At 69.1% G+C, this 23,235-nt stretch carries 22 protein-coding genes; 5 read left to right on the top strand and 17 right to left on the bottom strand.

Annotation, left to right across the window (positions count from 1 at the left end):
* Positions 1-47 precede the first annotated feature (47 nt).
* The 17 genes from ToN1_RS16950 to epsL form a co-directional block, all read right to left on the bottom strand.
* Positions 48-1,541, bottom strand: coding sequence for a lipopolysaccharide biosynthesis protein (locus ToN1_RS16950; protein WP_169204485.1), 1,494 nt, complete (start codon positions 1,539-1,541; stop codon positions 48-50).
* Entirely contained in the window at positions 1,542-2,579 is a 1,038-nt protein-coding gene (locus tag ToN1_RS16945) for a glycosyltransferase (RefSeq protein ID WP_210147846.1), read from the bottom strand.
* Positions 2,580-2,623: 44 nt separating this feature from the next.
* Positions 2,624-4,048 (bottom strand): MBOAT family O-acyltransferase, encoded by a 1,425-nt coding sequence (locus tag ToN1_RS16940; RefSeq protein WP_169204484.1) that lies wholly within the window; start codon positions 4,046-4,048, stop codon positions 2,624-2,626.
* A gap of 6 nt (positions 4,049-4,054) precedes the next feature.
* Entirely contained in the window at positions 4,055-5,128 is a 1,074-nt protein-coding gene (locus ToN1_RS16935; protein ID WP_169204483.1) for an SGNH/GDSL hydrolase family protein, read from the bottom strand.
* Complete coding sequence (locus ToN1_RS16930; RefSeq protein WP_169204482.1) at positions 5,125-5,874, bottom strand: WecB/TagA/CpsF family glycosyltransferase; 750 nt, start codon at positions 5,872-5,874, stop codon at positions 5,125-5,127. The genes ToN1_RS16935 and ToN1_RS16930 overlap by 4 nt, the downstream gene beginning before the upstream one ends.
* Positions 5,871-7,055: a glycosyltransferase family 2 protein gene (locus tag ToN1_RS16925; protein WP_244860811.1), complete on the bottom strand. Its 1,185-nt coding sequence runs from the start codon at positions 7,053-7,055 to the stop codon at positions 5,871-5,873. Before ToN1_RS16925 ends, ToN1_RS16930 begins: the two co-directional genes overlap by 4 nt.
* The gene (locus ToN1_RS16920; RefSeq protein ID WP_169204481.1) at positions 7,052-8,257 is read right to left on the bottom strand and encodes a glycosyltransferase; all 1,206 of its coding nucleotides are present in this window, start codon (positions 8,255-8,257) and stop codon (positions 7,052-7,054) included. The genes ToN1_RS16925 and ToN1_RS16920 overlap by 4 nt, the downstream gene beginning before the upstream one ends.
* On the bottom strand, positions 8,254-8,841 hold the full coding sequence (locus ToN1_RS16915) for a serine acetyltransferase (protein ID WP_169204480.1): 588 nt from the start codon (positions 8,839-8,841) through the stop codon (positions 8,254-8,256). Before ToN1_RS16915 ends, ToN1_RS16920 begins: the two co-directional genes overlap by 4 nt.
* A gap of 39 nt (positions 8,842-8,880) precedes the next feature.
* Positions 8,881-10,317, bottom strand: a complete 1,437-nt coding sequence (locus tag ToN1_RS16910; protein ID WP_210147845.1) for an Atrophin-1 multi-domain protein — start codon at positions 10,315-10,317, stop codon at positions 8,881-8,883.
* Positions 10,314-11,708 carry an O-antigen ligase family protein gene (locus ToN1_RS16905; RefSeq protein ID WP_244860810.1) on the bottom strand — a complete coding sequence of 465 codons (1,395 nt, stop codon included), beginning with the start codon at positions 11,706-11,708 and terminating at the stop codon, positions 10,314-10,316. Before ToN1_RS16905 ends, ToN1_RS16910 begins: the two co-directional genes overlap by 4 nt.
* A 10-nt stretch (positions 11,709-11,718) precedes the next feature.
* Positions 11,719-12,681, bottom strand: coding sequence for a glycosyltransferase family 2 protein (locus ToN1_RS16900; RefSeq protein ID WP_169204478.1), 963 nt, complete (start codon positions 12,679-12,681; stop codon positions 11,719-11,721).
* A 3-nt stretch (positions 12,682-12,684) separates the two neighbouring features.
* Positions 12,685-13,554: a chain length determinant protein tyrosine kinase EpsG gene (gene epsG, locus ToN1_RS16895; protein WP_169204477.1), complete on the bottom strand. Its 870-nt coding sequence runs from the start codon at positions 13,552-13,554 to the stop codon at positions 12,685-12,687.
* Positions 13,555-13,558: 4 nt separating this feature from the next.
* Positions 13,559-15,064 carry a chain length determinant protein EpsF gene (epsF, locus tag ToN1_RS16890; protein WP_169204476.1) on the bottom strand — a complete coding sequence of 502 codons (1,506 nt, stop codon included), beginning with the start codon at positions 15,062-15,064 and terminating at the stop codon, positions 13,559-13,561.
* A gap of 14 nt (positions 15,065-15,078) precedes the next feature.
* On the bottom strand, positions 15,079-15,930 hold the full coding sequence (gene epsE / locus ToN1_RS16885) for a polysaccharide export protein EpsE (RefSeq protein WP_210147844.1): 852 nt from the start codon (positions 15,928-15,930) through the stop codon (positions 15,079-15,081).
* A 16-nt stretch (positions 15,931-15,946) separates the two neighbouring features.
* Positions 15,947-16,798 (bottom strand): EpsD family peptidyl-prolyl cis-trans isomerase, encoded by an 852-nt coding sequence (locus tag ToN1_RS16880; protein WP_169204475.1) that lies wholly within the window; start codon positions 16,796-16,798, stop codon positions 15,947-15,949.
* An 89-nt stretch (positions 16,799-16,887) separates the two neighbouring features.
* Entirely contained in the window at positions 16,888-17,346 is a 459-nt protein-coding gene (locus ToN1_RS16875) for a hypothetical protein (protein ID WP_169204474.1), read from the bottom strand.
* Between the two features lie 318 nt (positions 17,347-17,664).
* A complete protein-coding gene (epsL, locus tag ToN1_RS16870) occupies positions 17,665-18,843 on the bottom strand; it encodes an XrtB/PEP-CTERM-associated polysaccharide biosynthesis outer membrane protein EpsL (RefSeq protein ID WP_169204473.1) in 1,179 nt (392 codons plus the stop codon).
* A gap of 429 nt (positions 18,844-19,272) precedes the next feature.
* On the opposite strand from epsL, the gene ToN1_RS16865 reads away from it, so the two are divergent.
* From ToN1_RS16865 to ToN1_RS16845, 5 genes are all read left to right on the top strand, one after another.
* Positions 19,273-20,670, top strand: a complete 1,398-nt coding sequence (locus ToN1_RS16865) for an undecaprenyl-phosphate glucose phosphotransferase (RefSeq protein ID WP_210147843.1) — start codon at positions 19,273-19,275, stop codon at positions 20,668-20,670.
* A gap of 111 nt (positions 20,671-20,781) precedes the next feature.
* Complete coding sequence (locus ToN1_RS16860) at positions 20,782-21,333, top strand: DUF3617 domain-containing protein (protein ID WP_169204472.1); 552 nt, start codon at positions 20,782-20,784, stop codon at positions 21,331-21,333.
* Between the two features lie 158 nt (positions 21,334-21,491).
* A complete protein-coding gene (gene xth / locus ToN1_RS16855) occupies positions 21,492-22,253 on the top strand; it encodes an exodeoxyribonuclease III (RefSeq protein WP_169204471.1) in 762 nt (253 codons plus the stop codon).
* A 12-nt stretch (positions 22,254-22,265) separates the two neighbouring features.
* Positions 22,266-22,943, top strand: coding sequence for a Crp/Fnr family transcriptional regulator (locus ToN1_RS16850; protein WP_169204470.1), 678 nt, complete (start codon positions 22,266-22,268; stop codon positions 22,941-22,943).
* A gap of 96 nt (positions 22,944-23,039) precedes the next feature.
* Complete coding sequence (locus ToN1_RS16845) at positions 23,040-23,234, top strand: YgaP family membrane protein (RefSeq protein WP_169204469.1); 195 nt, start codon at positions 23,040-23,042, stop codon at positions 23,232-23,234.
* The last annotated feature ends 1 nt before the right edge of the window (position 23,235 follow it).

Below are 23,235 nucleotides of genomic sequence, written 5' to 3'. Positions count from 1 at the left end.
GTCGGGGGGTTTCGAGTCGGGTGGAGAGCGGCGCGCGTCGGCAGCGTTCAGCCCGCACGCAGCAGGCTGCGGCTGCGCAGGATGTCCATGAGGCTGCGGCGGAAGGCCGGCCACAGCGCGACGAGCAGCAGGAAGGCGGCGAGCATCGCGGCGGTGCCGAGCGCGAGGCGCCCGACGAGCGAGCCCCCCCACTGCAGCGCGGTCGCAGCGGACACCAGGCCACACAGGCCGTAGGCGAACATCACGCGCAGGCCGTTGCGCCCCATCGCGCCGACCGGCGCACCCGAGGCGCGCAGCCACACGAGGCCGCCGAGCCAGCCCAGAGCGACGCCGACCGCAAAGGCCGCCGCGACGCCCTGCGCGCCCCATTGCGCGCCGAAGACGATGGCGGCGATCAGCAACAGGCGGGAGACGAGCGTGAAGCGCAGGTTCGAGGCGGTGAGCCCCTTCGACAGGAAGACCCAGTAGCTCGCCTGCGAGGCGGCCTGGAATACGCCGCCGATCGCGAGGATCTGGAAGATCGGCACGGCGGGCGCCCACTGGGGGCCGAGCACGAGCAGGATCAGCGGTTCGGCCTGCGCGCCGGCGAAGGCGAAGACTGCGACCGTGACGTGCAGCATCACGGACTGCCCATGCAGCAGGAAGCGGTCGTAGCGCGCGGGATCGTCGCGCAGCCGGGACAGCACCGGCAGCGCGATCGAGGTCGCCGGCGCGTTCAGCTGGTTGAGCGGCAGCGCCAGGAGCTGGGCGGCGCGGTTGTACAGGCCCAGCAGCTCGGCGCCGAAGCGCTGACCGATGATCAACGCGTCGATGTTGCGGCTGAGATAGACGACGAGCTGCGTGCTCATCAGGTTGCCGCCGTAGCGCAGGAATTCGCCCATGGCGGCGTCGCGACGCGGCAGCCCCGGCCGCCAGCCGGTCGTCGCGACGAGTAGGAGAAGCGTCGCGCAAGCCTGGACGAGCTGTTGGGCGACGAGCGCCCAGTGGCCGTGGCCGCGCAAGGCGAGCGTGACGCCGGCGGCCAGCCCGAACGCCTGCCCGCCCACGTCGGCGACGGCGAGCCGGCCGAAGCGCATGTCGCGGTTGAGCTGGGCGCGGTATTGCGTCGCCAGCCCGTTGATGAGGAAGGTCGGCGCGAGCGCCTGCGCGATCGGCTGCAGGGCCGGCTGCGCGTAGAACGCGGCAATGGCCGGTGCGGCGGCGGCCACGGCAAGCGCGAGCAGCAGGCCGATGCCGGCGTTGATCCAGAAGAGGTTGCTGCGCTGCCGGACCGAGACGCTGCGCGCCTGCACCGCGGCCGAAGACAGGCCGAAGTCGCGCAGCACCTCGCCGACCCCGACGATCGCGGCGACCATCGCGAGCAGGCCGTAGTCGCCCGGCGAAAGTAGGCGGGCGAGCACGACGATGCCGCCGAACTGCAGCAGGATCTTGCACGCTTGGCCGCCCATCGTGCGGAGCGCGCCGCGCGCGGCGAGCTGACCCAGGCGCGGGACTGCCGGGGCCACAGCGGGCGCCGCCACGGAACCGTTGTCGCCGCTCATTCAGGCCTCGACCGCCTCGCCGCGGAGGGCGGCAAGGTAGGCGCGGTAGTGGCGATCGCCGGCGTCGGCCCATTCGCGGCGCGAGAAGTCGGGCATCGGCGTGCGCGGGACGTTCCTGACCTGCCACAGCGCGCCGAGCAGCACATCGCCGTCGAGCTCGCCGTCGTACAGGTACACCCAGCCGGGACCGACCTCCTCGGCCAACGCCTCGTTCGCCTCGTTGCGCGGCACCAGGACCGGGCGGTTGAGCGACAGCGCGAGCAGCAGCGAACCCGAGTTGAGCATGCGGCGGAAGGGCAGCACGACGAGCTCGGCCTGGCCGATCTCGGTCGCGAGCGTACCGTCGTCCACGTAGCTCAGCAGCGCACCGACGCGCGCGTCGGCATTGCAGGCATCGACGATGCGGTCGCGCAGCGCTGCGGACGAGGCATGCCCGACGATGCGCAGCTCGGCTTCCGGAACGAGGTCGGGGTCGAGACCGAGGAAGGCGTCGAGCAGGGTTTCGACGCCCTTGTAGGGCCGAATCAGGCCGAAGTACAGCAGGCGGCCCGGCACGCTGTCGGGGACGTCGAAGCGCGCGAACCAGTCGCGGTAATGGCCGTGCAGGATGGTCGCGGTCTGCGGCGCGCGCTCGGCGGTGACGGGGTTGAGGCGGATCCACATGCGCGTGTGGCGGTCGAGGAGTTCCAGCAGGAAGCGCTCGACACGGTTGGCGCCTTCGTGCGGCTCGAGGTTGTGCAGCGTGCGCACGATCGGGCGGCGCGACAGTGCGGTACGCGCGATCAGCGCGAGGAAGAGCGCGTATTGCAACCCCCGGCTGCGTTCGGGCGCGCGCAGCAGGAATTCCGGCCAATGCACGTGCAGCACGTCGTAGCGGCCGAACAGCGCGGTCCGCCACGAGAACCACGCGACCTCCGCGTGGGCCGACACCGCCGCGACGACCTGCTTCACGTACGGGTTGTCGTCGGCCTGCTGCCGCAGCGACTGCAGCACGCGGATCGGGGTCTGCATGTCGTCGATCACAAAACTGGCTCCCATCGAGGCGAATCTCCGGAGGTGTTCGGCTGGGCCCGGTTGCGGGCTCAGAACTGGAAGTAGATGAAGGAGGCCCCGCCCGAGGAGAAGGCCAGCAGGACGAGCGCGAGGCCGGCGAGCGCCCCGCCCTGCAGCACGACCGGCGCGCGCAGGTAGCCGCGGGCGGCGTGCTCGAAAAGACGCGGCGGCAGGGTGTGCAGCAGCGCCGCTAGGAGCAGCGTCGCGATACCGACGGCGGTGAAGGGGGCCGCCGGCACGGCACTGACGGGCTGCAGCATCGCCGCAACATAGGCGGCGGCGCCGTCGAGGTCGGGCGCGCGGAACAGGATCCGCGACAGCGCGACGATGTGGAAGGTCACGAACATCGCGACGAGGCGCGCCGCAAGGCCCTGCGGTTCGGCCGGCAGCCCGCGCGCGGCGCGCCGGCCGCGGCGCCAGCGATCGAAGCACACGCAGCTGCCGTGGATGACGCCGTAGAGCACGAAGTTCCAGCCCGCGCCGTGCCAGCACCCGATCGCGATGAAGGTGACGTAGAGATTCACATACACGTTGCCGCGTTGCGAGCCGCCGATGCCGAAGTACAGGTAGTCGCGGAAGAAGCCCGACATCGAGGTGTGCCAGCGCTGCCAGAAGTTCGACACGCTGGTCGCCCGGTAGGGGCGGTCGAAGTTGGTCGGCAGCTCGAAGCCGAGGAGCTTGGCGACGCCGCGCGCGATGTCGGTGTAGCCGGAGAGGTCCATATAGAGCTGGAAGCTGAAGGCATACACGGCGACGAGGAGGAAGAGCGGCGAGTAGTCCGCCGGCGATGCGAAGGCGGGGTTCACCAGATGCACGGCGAGCACGTCGGCGAAGGCCATCTTCTTCACGAAGCCGCGCAGGATGAGCACCAGCCCCTCCTCGGCACGCTCGCGGCTGTCGGGCAGCGGCTGTTCGAGCTGCGGCAGGAACTGGCGCGCACGCGTGATCGGGCCGGACAGCACGGTCGGGAAGAAGGCGACGAAGAGCGCGAAGTCGCGGAAGCTGTCGGTCGGGCGCTCGCGGCCGCGGAAGATGTCGAGCGTGTAGGAGAGGCTCTGGAAGGTGAAGAAGGAGATGCCGACCGGCAGCAGCAGTTGCAGCACGGGTAGATCCGCCTCGAAGCCGAAGGAGGCGGCGAGGCGCGCGGCGCTGTCGATGAAGAAGTTCGCGTACTTGAAGCAGGCCAGCACGCCGAGCGAGACGCCGAGCGCGAAGGCGAGCCACAGCTTGCGGGCGCGCGCGTCGGCGCTGTCGTGGATCCTGCGGCCGGCGACGAAGTTCACCGCGCTCATCAGCAGCAGCAGGCCGGCATAGCGCCAGTCCCAGCACATGTAGAAGTAGTAGCTGGCGGCGAGCAGCACGTTCTTGCGCGCGTCGGGGCGACGCAGGAAATGCCGGTTCAGCGCAAACGCGGCACACAGGAACAACAGGAAATGCAGGGACTGGAAGGACATCGCGGGTCAGGCGCCGGGCAGGCCGCGGCGCACGAGGTAGGCGAAGATCGCGTCCGCCGCGAGCCGCTCGCCCGCCGAGGTGAAGTGGCTGGCGTCGGCGAAGTACTCGCGTCCGCCGGGGATGCGCTCATGCAGCGGCAGCACCGGCACGCCGAGGCGGCGGCCGGCGTCGAGGATCTCGGCGTTGTGGCGGTCGTAGAGCGCGTTGAGGCCGGCGAGGTCGAAACATGGGTTGAAGTAGCGCGCCTGCTCGGACAGGCGCATCTGCTCCTCCACCGGCTGCTCGGGGCGATAGGCGCGCGCGTTGGTCGCGAGCAGCAGCGGGACCGCGGCGTCGCGCGCCACGGCGACCAGGCGTTCGAGCCGCGCACGGTAGGGGGCGAGGTCGACCGCCTGCGGGTCACGCAGGGTCTTGCGCCCCGGCAGGCCCGCGCGCAGGAACACGGTGTGGCGCCGCACGGTGTCGACGGTGAGCAGCCAGCCCGGCAGGCTCACGAGCGGCAGGCCCTGGCGCAGGGCGGCGGGCGCGGGCGCCCCGTCGCGGCAATAGTCGGCGAAGTCGTTGAAGCCGGGATAGACGATGACGAGATCGGGCTTCAGCGGCAGCACGATCTCCGCCAGCATGCGCAGCTGGTCGGCGAGGCGGTAACCCGAGATGCCGGCATTCACGACCTCGACCTTGCGCTGCGGATAGCGCGCCCGCAGGCGCTCGCCGAGCAGCGCGGGAAAGGTCCCGTCGTTGTGCCGCGCGAGCTCGCCCATGACCGTCGAGGCGCCGACCACGGCGACGCGCAGGCTGCCCGGTTCGCGCCGGGGCAAGACCTCGGGGCTGCGCAGGCCCAGGCTGTTGGTCCGGATCTCGACCTCCCGGCCGGGGAACACGCGGTTGGGGCGCAACAGCTTGAGCCCGGTGCGCTCGTCCTCGACGTAGCGCGTCTCGCCCCGCAGGGCGTTGAACACGCTCTGCCCGAAGCGCAGCTGCGAGCGCACCTGCAGTGCTGTTTCGAGGGCGATGAAGGCCAGCGCGGCGCACAGGACGGCCGCCCCGATACGCCGGCCGGTTCCGGCTGCGCGACTCATCGTGCCCAGGCCGCACGGCAGCGCCATGCCCTCAGCATGAACAGCGGATTGCCGATGACGTAGCGATGAAACAGGCGGCGCGGTTCGAGCAGCAGGCGATACGCCCATTCGATCCCCACGCGACGCACCCAGCGCGGGGCGCGCCGGACCTTGCCGCCGAGGAAATCGATGATCGCGCCGCCGCACACGATCAGCGGCGCGCCCTGCGCGGTGGCACGCACGAGGCGGGCGACGCGCTCCTGCTTGGGCATGCCCATGCCGAGCACGATCAGCTCGGGCCGGGTGCGTCGCACCTCGTCGCAGTAGTGCGCCGGCGGGTGGAAGCCGTTCTCGCACGACACCAGCTCGACGCCGAACTCGCTGCGGCAGCGCTCGGCCGCGGCCGCGAGCCAGGGCTCGCGCGTGCCCCACAGCGCGACGCGCCGGCCGCGATAGGTTTCGAGCAGGCGCGGGATGAAATCGGTGCCGTTCATGTCGAGGCCGGGCTCGCCGCCCAGCATGCGGAACAGCATCGCCATGCCGGAGCCGTCGCGCAGCAGCACGTCGGCATCGCACAGCGCCTTGTAGAAGTCGAAATCTCCGACGGCGGAGTTCATCGCGTGGGCATTGACGAAGGCGAGCATGCGCGGCTGACGGCCCGCGACCAGCTCATCTGCGAGCCGTGCCGCGTCGTCTTGCGAGGGAATGGTGCGGAGATGGCGCAGGACCTGGGTCCAGCGCGCCTGCACGACGGTGGGCGGATTCATGATGCGTCCCTGCGAGAGCGCACCCAGTCGACCTGGCGGCGGACGAGGAAGCGCAGGTAGAGCGGGATCTTCGACAGCGCATACAGCGGCGCGCGGACAAGATCCGCGAAGGAAACGATACGGCGGCCGCAGCCGAGCCAGCCGAGCAGCACGACCACGCCGAGCAGCGCGCCGGCCGCCGCGGCCAACGCGAAGGGCAGCACGCCCCCGCCCGCCACGGCCAGCACGCCGGCGGCCACCCACACCGCGAACACGGCGAGCGTCAGCAGGGCCAGCGGCGGCACGCACAGGTCGAGCACCAGAGCCGTGAGGCGCAGCTCGCGGCGGGCGAGCGCCGCCAGCAACAGGCGCGGGGCCTCGCCGACGATCATCGCGAGGTGACCGTGCTCCCAGCGCGTGCGCTGCGAGCGCACCCCTTCGGCGGAGCGCGGGAACACGCTGGACACCCGCGCGTCGGGACAGAACAGCGGCGGATGCCCTGCCCGCGTGAGATCCAGCCCCAGCTTGAGGTCCTCGACGATATGGCCGCTCGCGAGATCGGCGGCGCGCAGCGTCGCCCACGGGAAGACCATGCCGGAGCCCATCAGCTGGCACGGCAGCCCCAGTCGCGCATAGCCGAGCGGACGCAGGTAATTCTTGATCGCCCAGGCGAACTCGGCGATACGCGTCTTGAGCCCGGCGCCGGCGGGCGCATGCATCAGGTACAAGCCCTGCACGGGGCGCCCGGTCGCGGCACAGGTGCGTGCGAGGCAGTCGAGCGCGGCTTCGCCGAGACGGCAGTCGGCGTCGACGATCGCGACGGCCTGCGGCGGCGCGGCCGCGAGGTGGCGCATGCCGAAATCGAGCGCGTAGCCCTTGCCGCGGCGCAGCGGCTCGTCGCGCACGATCACTTCGGCACCCGCTGCGCCCGCGCGCGCCGCGGTGTCGTCGCTGCAGTTGTCGGCGACGACGACGACCCGGTCCCCCTCGCGCAGCTGCGCGCGGATGCCGCCGACGGTCGCGGCGATGCCGAGCGCCTCGTCGTGCGCCGGGACCAGCACGGCCAGGCGCGGACGCGGCGTACTCCTGGCTGGCGGGGTCCGGCGTGGCGGCAGCGCGACAAGGATCTGCAGCAGCAACAGGCCGACGGGCACGAGCAGTAGCGCGGCGACGGCCGCCAGTAACATGGCCGCGGCGCTCACGCGCAGGCCTCCTCGAAGTAGCGGGCCAGCTTCGCCGCCTCGCGGTCCGAGTCGTGGCGTTCGAGCACGCGCCTGCGGCCGGCCTCGCCCATGCGTTGGAGTTCCGCGGGCGGAGTGGCGAGCACCGTTTCGAGCACGGCCGCGAGCGTATCGACCGAGCCGGCGGGAAACAGCCAGCCGTTCTCCTGCGGGCGCACGAGTTCCGGGATGCCCGCGACGTAGGTGGTCGCAACCGGCCGGCGCAAGGCCAGCGCCTCCATGATCACGACCGGCAAGCCTTCCGCGAAACTCGGCAGCACCAGCGCGCGCGCCGCCAGGATCTCCTCGCGGACCCGGCCACCGTCGATCCAGCCCGTGATGCGCACCTGCTCCCGCAGGCCGCTGCGGGCGATGAGGGCTTCGATCTCGCCGCGCAACTCGCCGTCGCCGGCCAGCACCATCTCGAAGGCGATGCCCTTGGCCGCCAACTGCGCCAGCGCCTCGACCAGCAGCAGCTGGCCCTTCTGCTCGCACAGGCGCCCGACGCACACCAGGCGCGGCGCGGCCGGCGCGGGGGCCGGCGGCACGTCGTGGAACGCCGGCTCCAGTCCGCAATGCACGACCTTGACGCGACGCCAGTCGCGATGCGCGGCCCAGCGGAACAGCTGGCTGCGGCCGAAGGAACTGATCGCGACGACGAAGGCCGAGCGCCGGATCTTCTCCCCGGTGCCGAGGAAGCCCGGCTTGTCGAACTCTTCCGGGCCATGCACGGTGAAGCTGTACGGCACGCCCGCGAGCACCTCGATCAGCATCGCGACCTCGGCCGGATTGGTGCCGAAATGCGCATGCACGTGGCGCGCGCCGAACTCGCGCAAGGCGGGCAGTGCCCGGCAAGCCTCGGCAAGATAGATCAGGTGATACGGCCACGCGCGGTCGGCGCGCCGCCCCATGCGCAGCGCCAGGCGCAAGGCGGCAAGGAAGCGGCCCGGCGAACGCGTGGCCACCTGCACGACGGCCTTCGCCAGCGCCCCCATCCCGTCCTTGAGCAGATAGGTCGTGCGCGCCTGCTCGCGGCGGTCCTCCGCATCCGCGAGTTCGGCATCCCAGCCGCGCACCGCGATGCGCAGCACGTCGAAGCCCTGCCGTTCGAGCGCGAGGATCTCGCGCCGGATGAAGCTGTGGCTGACCTTGGGGTACTGGTTGATCAGGTAGGCGATCCTCAACGTCCGCCCTCCGCGACAAGCTCCGCATCTGCCACGGACTCCACCTCCTGTTGCGTGGCCGGGCGCGGCGCCGCCCGTGTCGCCACGATGCGCGCCGGCGCGCCGACTGCGGTCGCGCCGTCGGGCAGGTCGCACAGCACCACCGACAGCGCGCCGATGCGGCATCCATTGCCGATGCGCACGCCGCCCAGCACCTGCGCGTAGGCGCCGAACTCGACCTCGTCGCCGATCACCGGCGCGGGGCCGCCCTCACGGCGATTGCCGATCGTCACGCCCTGGCGCAGCGTGCAGTTGCGCCCGATGACCGCGCCCGGATGCACGAAGACGCCGCCGAAATGCCAGATCCGCAGGCCGCCGCCGATGCGCGCACCCTTGGGCAGGCTCACGCCGACCACGGTCTCGACCAGCCGGAATGCCAGCCAGTAACCCGCGCTCAGCAGCCGCTTCGCGACACCCTCGCGCCGCGCGTCGACCCGCCGGCCGAAGCGATACACGGCGACCGCCCAGATCGACTGTTCCTTCAGGAAGGGGCGGCTCACCCCGTAACGGCGCAGGTCCGCGGCCCACTCTGGATCACGCCGCATGCGCACCTCCTGCGCCACGAATGACATTCACCGGCGCGCTCATTCGCCGGTCCTCAGCAGTTCGCCGCGCACCGTCGAAGCGCCGCCGGCGCCGGCGATCGCCGTCACCACGGGCGTCACGGCACCCCCGGGCCAGACGAAATCGGCCACCTCGTCGTTGTTCAACTCCTTGCTGTCGAACAGCGTCGCGCCGCTCGCCTTGTCGCGCAGTTGCAGGCGCAGGCGCGCTCCGCCGGTTGCGATCGCACGCAGGCGATAGGCCTGGCCCGCAGCCGGGATTGCCCATGCAACCGGATGCAGGCTGCGCCCGCTGCTGTTCACCATCACCGTGGACGCTGCTGCGGGCGCGAACACCAGCGCCTGCGCCCAGGTCTCGAAATTGCCGGACACCGTGCCGCTCTGGCGGGACCACGGACCGCGCATCGACAGCAGGTTGAGGTTGCGTTCCGGCTCGATCGGCCGGTCGTCGCCATCGACCCAACCATCGACCGCGACGACCTGCCGCAGCCCCTGGCGGATGCGGTCCAGATCGGATGCCGCCACGGCGTTCCAGCCGCCGCGGTGCAGGTTGAAGCCCGAACCGTTCTCGACGTAGATCACGTAGGGCGTGCCGCGATTGCGGTCCACGACATAGGCGCCATAGGTCTTCAGCGTCTCGGCGACCTTGCGTACGGCCGGCGTGCGGATGGTTGCGACATCGAACTCGGGCGGCAGCATCACGAGCGCGCCCTCGGGGATCTGCCCGGTGTTGGTGCTCGCCGCGTCACGGTCGGCCGAAGTCGCCGGGAAGACGTAGGTCGGATTCGCCGACAGCGCGTTGTAGGTGAGCGACATCGCCAGCGCGTGGCGATACAGCGGCCGGCCGTCGTCGATCTCGTGCTTGCGCATCAGACCGCCGGAGGTCGGCACCGCCGCGGCCCGCGCCCCCTGGAAGTAATGCGCGGGATCGCCCCAGCCGCGCCCGTCGAGGCGCGTCCACGCATACTGCGCGGCCATCCACTGGCCTTCGGACTGGCGCAGCTTGTAGAAGGAATGGACGATGCCGGCGAGCGGGTCGACGATGTCCGCGTGGCCATCCGCGGCGCTCGCCGGGATCACCCCTTCGGGCCAGCGCGGAATGTCGACCGTGCGATAGACGCCCGCATCCGGATCCCACACACCCTTGCTGTTGGGCAGCCCGACCACGGTCACCGGCGCGTCGCCGCTGCCCGCGGGGAACACGCCGGTGGACCACGCGCCTTCGGCGATCGACGGGTAATAGTCCGACTTCGGGATCACGAATTCGCCGAAGGTCGGGTTCACGGGCCGGCTGTTCCATGGCGAGCTCGCCGCGAACGGGGTCTCGTAGCTGCCCCACACCGTGCCGTTCTGGGCCGCCGCCCCGGCGCCGGCGAGTGCCAGAGCGGCCCCGCAGGCGATCAGCCATGCTGGGCGAAGGCCGCGTGCGGCCGCCTGCTTGTGGATGTTGTCGGTCATGCGGTGCCTCCATGGGTGCGCGTCGCCCCCTCGTCCGGCGCGGCGCGACTCATCACCACCGCGCAGGCGGCCCCGAGCACGAACCACACGTACCAGTTGAAGGCGAGGTAGGCGAGGACGTTGTCCGACGCGGAAATGATCAGGTACTCGACGACCAGCGCGAGCGCGACGAATGCGCCCAGCCGGTCGGCGGCGGCCATACGCCGCAGCGTCGCGAACAGGCGCGCGAACAGCCAGGCGAAGGCCGCGAGGCCGAGCGCGCCCAGTTCGAACAGGATCTGCACGTAGATGTTGTGCGCGCCGAAGTTCACGCCGCCTGAATAAGGGAAGAAGGTCGGGGCGAAGTACTTGAAGGCCCCCAGGCCATAGCCCAGCGGCAGGTTCTCCGGGCGGATCCAGCGCAGGCCGTACTCCCAGATCTGCAGTCGCCACGCGAAGGAATTGAGCTTGGCGTACTGCACCATCTCGTTGCCGCTGCCCAGGTCGAGCACGCGTTCGCGCACCCCCGGCACCAGCAGCGCGAGCGCCGGCGCGAGCAGCAGGTAGACCAGATAGCGGCGCTCGAACATCAGCGCGTACAGCGCGAAGATCGCGAAGCACGCCACCCAGGCGCTGCGCGTCTGCGTCAGCAGCAACAGCCCCAGCAGGAGCGGCACGTACGCCGTCAGCAGCGCCCGCCGCAGCGGCGACAGCGCGACCATCGGGCTCTTCAGCGCGTACAGCGACAGCGACAGCACCAGCGTGAGGTAGAAGGCGAAGATGTTCGGATGGCTGAAGGTGCTCTTCAGGCGGAATGCCTCCAGCCCGCCGCCGAGCCCGTGCGCGGCCAGTTCCGCCAGCCCGTAGGCAGCCGGCAGCAGCGACGACAGCAGCACCAGCTTCACGCACACCTTGAAATCGCGCTCGTCCTTCACGAAATGGAAAGCGCTGACGAACACCGCGAAGTAGGACAACAGCCCGAGATAGCCACGCAGCGCATCGGCGCGGTCCGGCGCCATGCCCACGCCGACCGCCGCCACCGCCAGGAAAGCCGCCCAGGCGGAGGCGATGCGGCGGGGAAAGCGCGCCGGCCGCGCCGCCACCAGCAATACCGCGATCAGGATCACGAAGGCGTTCACCAGCCCGCCGAAGCCGATCGCAATCCCCCCCAGGGACACGCGCGTGCTCTCGAACACCAGGTCGCCCGCGGCGCGGAACAGCAGCACCAGCGCGAGCAGCATGAGCCGGTCGTACAGGAAGAGAATCGCGAGCATCAGCAGCGCCGGCAAGGCCAGCAGGCGCACATAGCTCTCCGCCATCGCATCCGCATAGAGCGGCAGCGCGAGTCCGACCGCCAGCGCCAGGATCAGCGCAGCGCCGGTCAGCGCGACAGGATGGGGTGATTGCAGCACGTCGCCCACGTCAATACCCGAACTGCCCCGTCATGCGGCGCTTGGCGGCGCGCGCCATGGCGATGGCGCAGAGCACCGCCCCGCCCGGGCGGCGCGTGGTCGCGACAAGGCGCTGCCCGAGCCGCAGGACGTCGGCAAACGAACCGGCCCCGGCGAACACGTCGAGAAAGCCCTTCAGTGCCTGCGCCGCCTTGTCGCGCGGCAGGCGTGCGACGTCGTCGCCAAACTTTTCCAGCATGCGCCGGTGCCCCTGGATCAGCGAGGCCGGGTTCGACGAGATGCGATGCCTGTCGGCACCATTGTGGAAATACGCGACGAGGTAGTCCTCGACGCAGCAGATCTTCGTCACGCGGCTCAAGCGGATCGACAGGTCCCAGTCCTGGCAGCTCCTGAGGCTCTCGTCCAGGCCGCCCACGCGCTCGAACACGTCGCGCCGCACGACGATGCTGGAGAAGGTGCCGACGTAGTTCGCCACCAGCAGTGCATCTGCGACGCTGCCGTCGAGGCTGTGGTCCGAGCGCGACACCTCGCGACCGTCCTTGTCGCGGCCGATGAACCAGGTGTAGGCGACGCCGTAGTCCGGCCCGCGCTCGCCGAGCAGGGCGATCTGCCGCTCGAGCTTGCGCGGCGACCAGCTGTCGTCGCTGTCGAGAAAGGCGATCAAGTCCCCCCGCGCCGCCCGCGCGCCGGTGTTGCGCGCCGCCGCGCCGCCGCGGTTGGCCGCATGCGCGACATAGCGCACACGCGGATCGGCGATCGCCGCGACGCGCGCGCGCGTGTCGTCGGTCGAGGCATCGTCCACCACCACGATCTCGAAATCCTCCAGCGTCTGCGCGAGAACGCTGTCGATGCACGCCCCGATCGCGTGCCCGCGGTTGTAGGACGGAATCACCACGCTCACCAGCGGCGCGGGCTGCCGGCGCAGCACCTGTGGGGCCGCGGCAATTTCAGGGTCGTCGATCAGTCTGCTCATGCCTCAATCCCCGTTCATCACGGACCCGGCCAGGCCTACGCCCGACTCGCTCAGGCGCTGCGCGTAGCGACGCACCGCCGTCATGCGGCTGGCGTTGCGTCGGGCCACCATCAGGGCCGCGCCCGCGCGCGCCGCGACCATCACACCATCGGCGCAACGCTCGCCCGCCGCGGTGTCGAGGATCACGACGTCGAAAGCCGCCGCGTACTGCTGCAGCAAGCGGTTCAGGGTCGGGCGCGACAGCAGCTCCTGCGGATTCGGCGGGATCACCCCGGCGGGCAGGATCGCGAGCGAGCGCAGCTCCGGCACGCGCCGGATCGCGTCCGGCTGCGCGCGGCCGAGCAGCAGGGCGGACAGGCCGCTGCCGTTCTCCAGCCCGAACAAGGTGTGCAGCGAAGGCCGGCGCAGGTCGGCGTCGATCACCAGCGTGCGCAGGGCCAGCTGCGAGAAGGCGACCGCGAGGTTCGCCGCCATCCACGAGCGCCCCTCGCCGCGTGCGGCGCTGACGATCGCCAGCGTCTTGCGTCCGGCCGCCGGATCGAACCAGCGCAGCATCAGCTGGCTGCGCAGCGCCCGCAGCGCCTCCGTCTGGGCCGAGAACGGATCAAACGCCGCGACGACGCGGGCGGACACCGCGCTCTCGCCCGGCTGCAGGCAGGAGTACTCGAACTGCCGCGCCATCGCGAAGCGGATGTCGCGCTCGCTCGCGAGGCCCAACTCGACGGCCGCATCGCCGAAGCGCAGCCCCCGGTCGCGCTGCAGGCGCAGGATGCGTTCGTTCTCGTCGGCACGCAGGCGCCCAGCCGCCATCAGGATCGCGCCGATCGGCGCTTCAGCCGCGGGGTCGAGCGCAGGGGTCATGGGTGCATTCATGGGATCAGTAAGCTCCTGCGGTTCTACTCATCACGCGCGCCCGGGAAGCCCGGCCGCGGTGATCGCTGCCCGGCACGCTGCCGAGCACCGGCATGCCCGGCAGCCCCGCGAGGTCGTCCTCGCCGCGGACGCGCCGGTCGATCAGTTCGATCAGCACCGCGCTGCCCACCCCCAGCACGACACCGACCATCAACGCCAGCGCCAGCTTGACCAGCAGGCGCGGGCCCGACGGCCACATCGGCGCCGCGGCCGGCGTCAGCACCGCCACGTTGGTCTGTTGACTCTGGCTTTCCAGGCTCGTCGCCGTCAGGCGTGCCGCCACCTGCTCGTAGGCCTTCTGCGCGCCCTCGACGTCGCGCTGCAGCACCGCGATCTGGTCGCGATGCGCCTTGAGCTGCAGCACGCGCGCCTTCTGCGCCTCGACCGCCGCCGCCACCTCCGCCTCGCGCGCCGCGCTGATGCGGCTCGACGTACCCAGCGAAGCGGCGATGCGCTGCGTCTCGGCGCCCACGCGCTGGCGCAGCGAATCGATCACCGCCGCAAGCTTGCCCACCTCCGGGTGGTTCGGCCCCAGCCGGCCGCGGAGCTGCTCGCGCTCCGCCTCGCGGCGCGCCAGGTCGGCCTTCAGGCTCGCGATCAAGGGGTTCTGCGTCACCTCGGGCAGCGAATCGGCCGACCCCGCCTGGCTGTAGCGCGAGCGGCTGTCGGCCCGCTGTCCCTGCACCTGCACGAGCTGGGTCGACAGCTCGGCCAGCCGCGCCGTCTCGACGTCCAGGCGCCCGTCGGCCGAGACGACGCCGTGCTTCTGCTGGTAATCCGACAGCCGCTTCTGCGCCGCCTCCAGTTCGTCGCGCAGGCCCTGCGTGCGCTCGTCGAACCACTGCGCGTACTGGCGCGCGGGCTCGACCTTCAGCTCGAGCGCCGTCTCCATGTAAGCCTGGGCGAAGGTATTCGCCACCATCGCCGCGAACTCGGGCTGAGACGCCGTATAGCGGATACGGATCACGTTGCTCTCGCGCGCCGGCTTCACCTCCAGGCCCGACCGCAGCACCGCAGCGATCCACACCCGGATGTCGCCCGTTTGCGCGGGCGCAGCGTCCCGCTGCGCCTCGGACTGCGGCGCGGATTCGACCCCGCCGAGCCCGGCCGCGCGCAGCGCCGAATCGATCCAGCCGCCGATGTCGCTCCCCTCCCCGATCGCCGCCTGCCACTGCGCCTGGAACTGCGGCATGCGGTCGAGCCCGGCCAGTTCGACGACGCGCAGCGCGACGCGCTCCGAGCCGATGATGTCGACCTGGGTCGCGATATGGCTCGCCATCAATTGCGACGGTATCGTGCCGCCCGCAATCGGGTCCGAGGATTTCGCGTCGACGACCAGCGCCGTCTCGGCCGAATACTTCTGCGGCAGCATCAGGCTCGCCGCAAACGCCGCCGCGACGACGACGAACGCCACCGCCGCCGCCAGCCGGGAGCGGGCGCGCAGGACACGCAGGAATTGCCCGGGATTCATGGTCGCCCCCCGCCTCAGAAGAGGCTTTCCTTCACGTAGATGATGTCGTCGGGCCGCAGGCGGTCCTCCAGCGACGGCTCGATCACCGCGAGACTGCCCTGCGGGTCGCGGCGATGGATGCGCAGGCCGCGCACCGTCCCGCGGAGCGTCGGTCCACCGCCGGTCGCTAGCGCCTGCATCACCGTCATGTTGCGTTCGAGACGGAAGGCGCCGGGCTTCTGCACCTCGCCGTAGATGTAAAACACGTCCGCGCGCCGCGCATAGATCACGTCGCCGGGCGACAACAGCACGTCCGCATCCGCATCGCCGCGCTGGAACAGCGCCGGCAGGTCCAGCTCGCGCCGGATGCGCTGGCCGTCGCGCGTACCGACCAGCACGATCACGTCGTCACCACCAGTGGCGATCCCGCCCGCGTTCGCGAGCATGTCGGTCACGCGCACGTTGAAGGTATCGAGCGGATACCGGCCCGGCTTGTTCACATGCCCCAGCACCGCGACCTGGTTGCCGCGGATCTGCACCGGCAGCACCGTCACCTGCGGCTGCAGCACGAAGCCCCCCTCCCGCAGGCGCGCGGCGATCAGGGCCTCGGCGGCCGAAACCGTGCGCCCCCCCAGGGGCACGCTGCCGATCAGCGGAAAAGTCAGCGCGCCGGTCTCCGACACCCGCCCCTCGGTCGTCAGGTCGGGGTTCTGGAACACGCTGATGCGCACGATGTCCCCCGCCCCCAGCACGTACTCGCGCGAGGCCTCCGCTGCCGGCGCCGGCACCGCCGCTGGCACGGGCGCGGGCGCCTGGGCCGCGGCCCACGCATGCACGCACAACAGGCAGATCAGGAAGGGAATTCGGAACACTTTCGACGGCAACATGAGCGGATTTCCTTGTTCATTGGGATGGCGATGCGGCCTGCTGCACGGCAGGCGCCGCCGGCGCGTACTCGATGCGCGCGCCATCACGCAGGCGTTCCACCTCGGCCTTCGCCAGCGCGGACTTGCGCGCGTTGAGCAGGTAGCGCTCGATCATCGGCCGCGCCGCAGCTTCATCCAGCGGCTGCTCGCGCGAGGTCACCAAATGGACCAGCAGCGCGCCGGCGCCGGTGCGGCTCAGCACCATCTGCCCGTCCTTCATGCGTGCGAAGCCCTTCAGGCTCTCCAGCGGCAACTGCTCGGCCGGCTTCACCGCCGTCGCGTGCCGGAACTCGATCTGCTCGCGGGCGAGCCATTCCTTCACCTCGTGCAGGCCCTCCGCGCGCGCACTCAGGCGCTCCAGCTCCCCGAAACGCTCCTCCGGGATGCGGATCTCCAGTTCCTGCAGGCTGTAGATCCGGCGCCGTGCGAACAGCTCCGGATTCGCCGCGTAGAAGGCCGCGATCTCCGCGTCGCCCGGCGGCGCGATCTGCTCCGTCACCTGTTCCAGGTAGGCGCGAGCGAGGATCTCGCGCTGCGCCGCCTCGAACGACTGCAGCACCCGCGGATCGCGATCGAGCCTGCGCTCGCGCGCCCGCTGCACCATCAACTCCTGATCGATCAGGCGCTCAAGCGCCGCCCCTTCCGGCACCCCCTGCGCTGCGCTGCGTGCAAGCGCGGAACTCAGTTCATTCGCCTGGATTTCCTGCTCATTCACTTTCGCAATGACCTCGAACGCGGGCTTGCCTTCCGCCTCGCCCTTGCTGCAGGCATTGAGAAGGAAAGCCGAAACAAAGACGACCGGAAATACGAAACGTGCAGTCGAAGACATCGACCTTACCGATTATTGGTACGAATCAAGAACCCGGCATTCACCGCGGCAATTCGGGGCGCAATGCGCCCGCCAAATGCGCAATCGAATTACTGGAATATCGGCGAATGGCTGGCGCGCGACAGAGCGATAATCCGCTGGCGTGCGATCAGGGCAAAAAGCGCCAGCCCGGCCAGCAGCAGCACATCGAAGCCGCCCTCGCCCTGAGCGGCATCGCCCAGCGAGAAGTTCAAGGCCGCGCCTTCGGCAAAGGACTGCGGTGACGCCACGCGGCCGACGCCCACACCTCCCGCTGAAGCCGCGCCGGGCAAGGCCTGCAGCCCCGTGCCGCGCTCCCCTGCGGCGAAGCGGACGCCGGCGACGCTCGCGGGCGAGGTCATCAATCCGGTCGCAATGAGCGACGGCGCACCGGTCAGCTCGGCGGCCCTGTCCTCGTAGCGGACCGTCACGCCCTCACCCGACAGCGTCACGGTGCCGGCATTGGCCGCGTTAATGGCGCCTATCAGAAACGCCGAAAGAAATACCATTTTTCCATCAAGAATGGACATGGGGATTACCTCTCCATCGGTATGCAGACAATTCACGACCGCCCGCACCATTCGGCCACTCATCCGATCGATTAACCAGTTCTTCACCGAATCGTGCCGAATGCCTTATTTATATTGCCATGCACCATAACCACCACGGCATGCGTAGTCAATGCATGAAAATCTCGCTTTCAATTCATAAAACAATTGCAACGCTCATGAAATAATTACTTTCACGTTCGCACCATTGTCGTGCGCTCTGGCACCCGTCGGGTGCGCGCATTCACTCTTCGCACCCCTGGACGCGTCATCGAAATGCATGCTTCATGCATTCGCACATTAAAAGCGGAAACGCACGGAAACGTCGGCCGTATTCGCCGAGTAACCACTCAGGGAACGCGAACCTTCGCGCACCTGGTGCTGCAAGCCGAAGGCGAAACTCAGCGCACGCTGCGGGCGGTACTCCGCATTCAGGCCATAGCGGTAGCTGTTGTCCGCCGGTCGCTCGCGCACCAAGCCGCCACCAACCAGCTCCGGGTCGCCGCGGTAGTCGCGCCGGCGCCATTCGAGGCCCGCCCCAAGCGTCACCTTGTCGGTGACCGCCCACTTCGGCGCCAGGCGCACCGCCTCGGTCACGGCGTAGTTCGCCGCGAGATCCTGCCGGGCACCGATCTCGCGCCTCACGCTCAGCTCCACCGACGTCTTGACCGTCGCGTCCCAGACGACCCCGATGCGCCCTATCGTTCCCGTAAAGTCCCGCTCCGGCGCCAGCCGGTAGCTCAAACGGGTCCGCCCGATGAAGCCCGAAAGCCTTGTTGCTCCTGACAGTCGCCACTCCCCTCCGAGACGCAGCTCCTGCTGCCGGTAGTCGCGGATCGAGCCCGCCACCTCCGGACGATTCAAGTACTCACCCTGCGTGTCGCGCAGCGTCAGCACCACGCGATTTCCCGTCGGTGGCCGGTAGGTGAGATTCAGATCCACCGTGTCCGCGTCGAACTCGGCCACATCGGCATCGCTGCGCTCGAAACGGCTTCTCGTGTGGGCGAAGCCCATCCCCACGGCCCAGCGGGGATGCCACCAGTAGTCGGCACTCGCATGCGTCCGCGCGTAGGCATTCATGTTGCGCCGCGTGCCGCCGGTCTCGTCGAAGCCGGTCAGGGTCTCGCGGTAGGCGTGGCTCAACTCCCCGCTCCAGCGGTCGCCCAGCCCCCACTCCCAGGCCAGTTTCGCGTCCGGCCGGTCGTGGTCCAGGTCGCCATGTATCGCATAGCGAGCACTCACCAAATCCAGATCGGCAAGCAGGCGCTGCCGACCATAGCGGCGATCGAATTTCAGCCCGACTCCGGTTTCGCTCACCGTATCGTGTGCCTTGTTTTCGGGCGCGCGCTCATCGTCCGCGAGCCGAAAGAGATTGCTCTCATATCGGATCGACTGACTGACATCGAAATTCAGCGCATCTCCTTCATCGGCGCACGCAGCGTCATGCAGGAATATCGATGTCAGAGTGATTGCACACATGATCGACCTCGAAGATCGCAATCCCGCCTCCCTCTTTAATCAGGGGTCAGGATAGTCGAAACGGATCATCGAAAATAAAAGCTTGTAAGCACATTAAAACGCCGCGCATGAACACGACAGGTGCAATTCCGGGGCAACCAATATCCATTAAATGAAAATGGTTTACTACTTTAATATTCTGTTTTTACTCATTTTTCTATTCGACAATTGAATTTATGTCGACGCCGCACCGGCGCCCCCTGTTTCCGCGCCATGCGAGCCACAAACATTTCCACAGAGAGTTTTTTCTTACAAAACCGAACCTAATCGAAAGCGTGCTACGTAAGATGTCTGCCGGATTCTCCGACATGCCATTTCCGGGTCATCCGGGCACTGCTCCGGTACCCGCGGGTGGCATTCTGCATCGCACAAACATCAATTACCGGAATCATGCTCGTAGCCCTGGATAGACAAGGCAGCCTGTTGCGCGGCAACTTCACGCTGAGCGGCGCAATCGAGGCATTCATCGATCCGCTGATCGTCGTCGCGGTTCTGTATGCCTGCGCGGCATGGCACGGCGAACGCCTGCTGAGTCCGGCCTACATGATCCTGGGCGCGCTTTCCTTTGCGCTGACGTTTCCCGGCAATATCGGATTGCATGAAAGCACGCGCAAGATGGTGCGCAAGGTCGCAACCAACTGGCTGCTGTTCGCCGGCGCCACGGGGGCCTTCGGCTACGCCAGCGGCTACCTGCACTACTTTCCGCAGTCGATGCTCGTGGCCTGGCTCTCCGCCACCCCGATCGCGCTCGTCGCCGCCCATGCAGCCGCACGACAAGCGCTTCCGGCATGGCTGGCGATCGGCGACAACCAGCGCATCGCCGTCGTCGTTGGCGTGAACGACATCGGACTGAAACTCGCGCGCGAGTTCCGCGCACATCCCTACCTCGGCACCCGCGTCGTCGGCTTCTTCGACGACCGCCCGCGCGCGCGCCTGCCCGACACCGGCGACGCACCACTGCTCGGCCCACTCGCCGGGCTCGCCGAGTTCGTCAAGCGGCGCCGGGTCGAGGCGATCTACCTCGCGCTGCCGATGGCCCCGCAACCGCGCATCCTCGCCCTGCTCGACGAACTCAAGGACACCACCGCATCGATCTACTTCGTGCCCGACATCTTCGTCACCGACCTGATCCAGGGGCGAGTCGACAACGTCGGCGGCATGGCGGTCGTCGCCGTGTGCGAGACGCCCTTCACCGGCCTCAACCACATCGTCAAGCGCGGCTCCGACTTCGTGCTCGCGCTGCTGATTCTGCTGCTGCTGAGCCCCGTACTGCTGGCCGTCGCCATCGGCGTGAAGCTCTCCTCCCCCGGACCCGTTGTCTTCAAGCAGCGCCGCTACGGCCTCGACGGCCTCGAGATCCTCGTCTACAAGTTCCGCTCGATGACCGTCTGCGACGACGGAGCCAGGGTGCAACAGGCCACCCGCAATGACAGCCGCATCACCCCGTTCGGCGCCTTCATCCGCCGCACCTCACTCGACGAGCTGCCGCAATTCATCAACGTAGTGCAGGGACGCATGAGCATCGTCGGCCCGCGGCCGCACGCCGTCGCGCACAACGAAGCCTACCGCAAGCTCATCAAGGGCTACATGATCCGCCACAAGGTCAAGCCGGGCATCACCGGATGGGCACAGGTCAACGGCTACCGCGGCGAAACCGAGACACTGGACAAGATGGAGAAGCGCATCGAGTACGACCTCGACTACCTGCGCAACTGGTCGCTCGGCCTCGACCTCTGGATCATCGTCAGGACGGCGCTGATGGTCGTGCGCGACCCCAATGCATACTGAGGCAGGGCGCGGATACGGCCGGCGAGGACGCCACGGGCGCACAATGCGGCAACCACGCACGAAACTCGCCACGCCGCACACCGTCAAACCGCTGTTTCAAGAATCACGACCATGATCCCTGCGCGCTACCGCCCCCTCCTCCCTCTCCTCCTCATCGCCGGCCTGGCCGCGACCGGCATCGTCGGCGCCGCACAGCCGACCGACATCCGCCCCGGCCTGTGGGAATTCCGCTCGACGCGGCTGAACATTGCCGGTTTGCCCGACATGTCCGCGCAAATGGCCCAGGCCCAGCAGTACCTCCGCAGCCTGCCGCCCGACATGCGGCGCATGGTGGAGCAGCAGATGGCAGCTCGCGGCGTCAGCCTCGGCAATGACGGCACGGTACGCAGCTGCATCACGCCCGAACAGGCAAAATCCGACACCATCTTCTCGGGCAAGACCGAAGGCAACTGCACGCTCGACAAGGTCGTCAAATCCGGCCGCACCGTGCGCGGCCACCTCATCTGCACGCAGCCCGCCGCCACGGGCGACTTCGAGGCGAACGTCCAGACGCCGGAGCGCTTCACGACCCGGGTGCACATGAACTCCCAGCGCGGGGACATGCAGATGGACACGGACGCGCGCTGGATCGGCGCCGACTGCGGCGCGCCACAGGCAGGCTAACGCCCCGCTTCGCAAGCGCGAGGGCGGGGTGCTGCCACCGCGCGGCGGCGCACATCGCCACAGGAACGGCCAGCTCGTGCAGAATGCCGACTCTGTCGGCGCCACACGCTCGTGGCCACCGGCTCGCGGAAACCCGCCCTCCGACTGCCAACACACCCATGAAAATCGCCACCTGGAACGTCAACTCCCTCAAGGTCCGCCTGCCCCACGTCCTCGACTGGCTCGCGGCCAACCGGCCCGACGCCCTGTGCCTGCAGGAGCTCAAGATGGAGGACAAGGCCTTCCCCGCCGCCGAGCTCGAAGCCGCCGGCTACCACGCGGTGTTCAACGGCCAGAAGACCTACAACGGCGTCGCGATCCTCAGCCCGCACGTACCGGATGAAACCGCGCGCGACATTCCCGGCTTCGCCGACGAGCAGAAGCGCATCATCGCCGCCACCATCGGCGGCGTGCGCGTCATCAGCGCCTACTTCCCCAACGGCCAGGCCGTCGGTTCGGACAAGTTCGAATACAAGCTGCGCTGGCTCGCCGCCCTCACCGACTGGCTGCGCGAGGAACTGAAGACCCACGAACGCGTCGTGCTGGCCGGCGACTTCAACATCGCCCCCGAGGACCGCGACGCCCACCCGGACTGGAAGGACGAGATCCACGTCTCGCCGCCCGAACGCGCCGCCTTCGCCGCGCTGACGGAGCTGGGCCTCGCCGACGCCTTCCGCCTCTTCGAGCAGCCCGAGAAGAGCTTTTCGTGGTGGGATTACCGCATGGGCGCGTTCCGCCGCAACTTCGGCCTGCGCATCGACCACATCCTCGTCTCGCAGGCGCTGCGCACAAACTGCCGCGGCTGCACGATAGACAAGACGCCGCGCAAGCTCGAGCGCCCCTCCGATCACGCTCCCGTGATCGTCGACTTGGACCTCTGAGTGCCACCTGCCATGAACACGCCGCCCCCGGATCCCGCCCTCGCCGCTGCCCACTACCCGATGATTGCCGCGCTACCCGAAGCAGCACGCCTGCGCCTGCTCGCCGCCGGCCGCTGGGCGCGCGTGCCGGCCGGCACCCTGTTGTTCGACGACCATCAGGCCTGCGAAGGCTTCCCCTTCGTCGTCGAAGGCTCGGTACGCGTCGTCAAATGCGCGCCGAATGGCCGCGAGCTGCCGCTCTACCGCGTCACGCCGGGCGAGACCTGCATCATCTCCTCGTCCTGCCTGCTCGGGCAGGAGGACTACAACGCGCGCGGCATCGCCGAGACTGACACCGTGTTGCTGATGCTGCCCAAGCCCGAGTTCGACGCCCTCCTCGCCGAACCCGCCTTCCGCAGCTTCGTGTTCCACCTTTTCGCCGAGCGCATCGCCGACCTGATGCAGCTCATCGAGGAAGTCGCCTTCCACCGCCTCGACCAGCGCCTCGCAGGCCTGTTGCTCGGCAAGGGGCGCGTGCTGCACATCACCCACCAGCAGCTCGCCGACGAGCTCGGCAGCGTGCGCGAGTTCGTCAGCCGCCTGCTGAAAGGCTTCGCCGCACAGGGGTTGGTGAAGCTGTCGCGCGAACAGGTCGAGATCCTCGACCCCGCAGGCCTGCGGCGCATCGCCAGCGACGGCCGGCAGACATGAGCATCGCGAGGGGGGCTGTGTAACCGAGGTTACAGACCGGCGGGAGCGCGAGTGTTGAAATACGCTCGCAAACCTGAACAACCCCCGGAGAAAATCATGAATGCAAACGTCGGCGGCATCGACAAGATCCTTCGCATCGTCGCGGGCCTCGTCCTGATCGTCCTCGCGATCATGGGCGTCGGCGCCCCCTGGACCTGGATCGGCGTCGTGCCGCTCGCCACCGGCCTGATGGGCTGGTGCCCGGCCTACTCGATCTTCGGTCTCAACACCTGCCCGATGAAGAAGGCCTGAG

Origin of the sequence: Aromatoleum petrolei, from assembly GCF_017894385.1 — a bacterium.
GTDB lineage: Bacteria > Pseudomonadota > Gammaproteobacteria > Burkholderiales > Rhodocyclaceae > Aromatoleum > Aromatoleum petrolei.
This window is presented reverse-complemented; position numbering and strand designations above follow the sequence as displayed.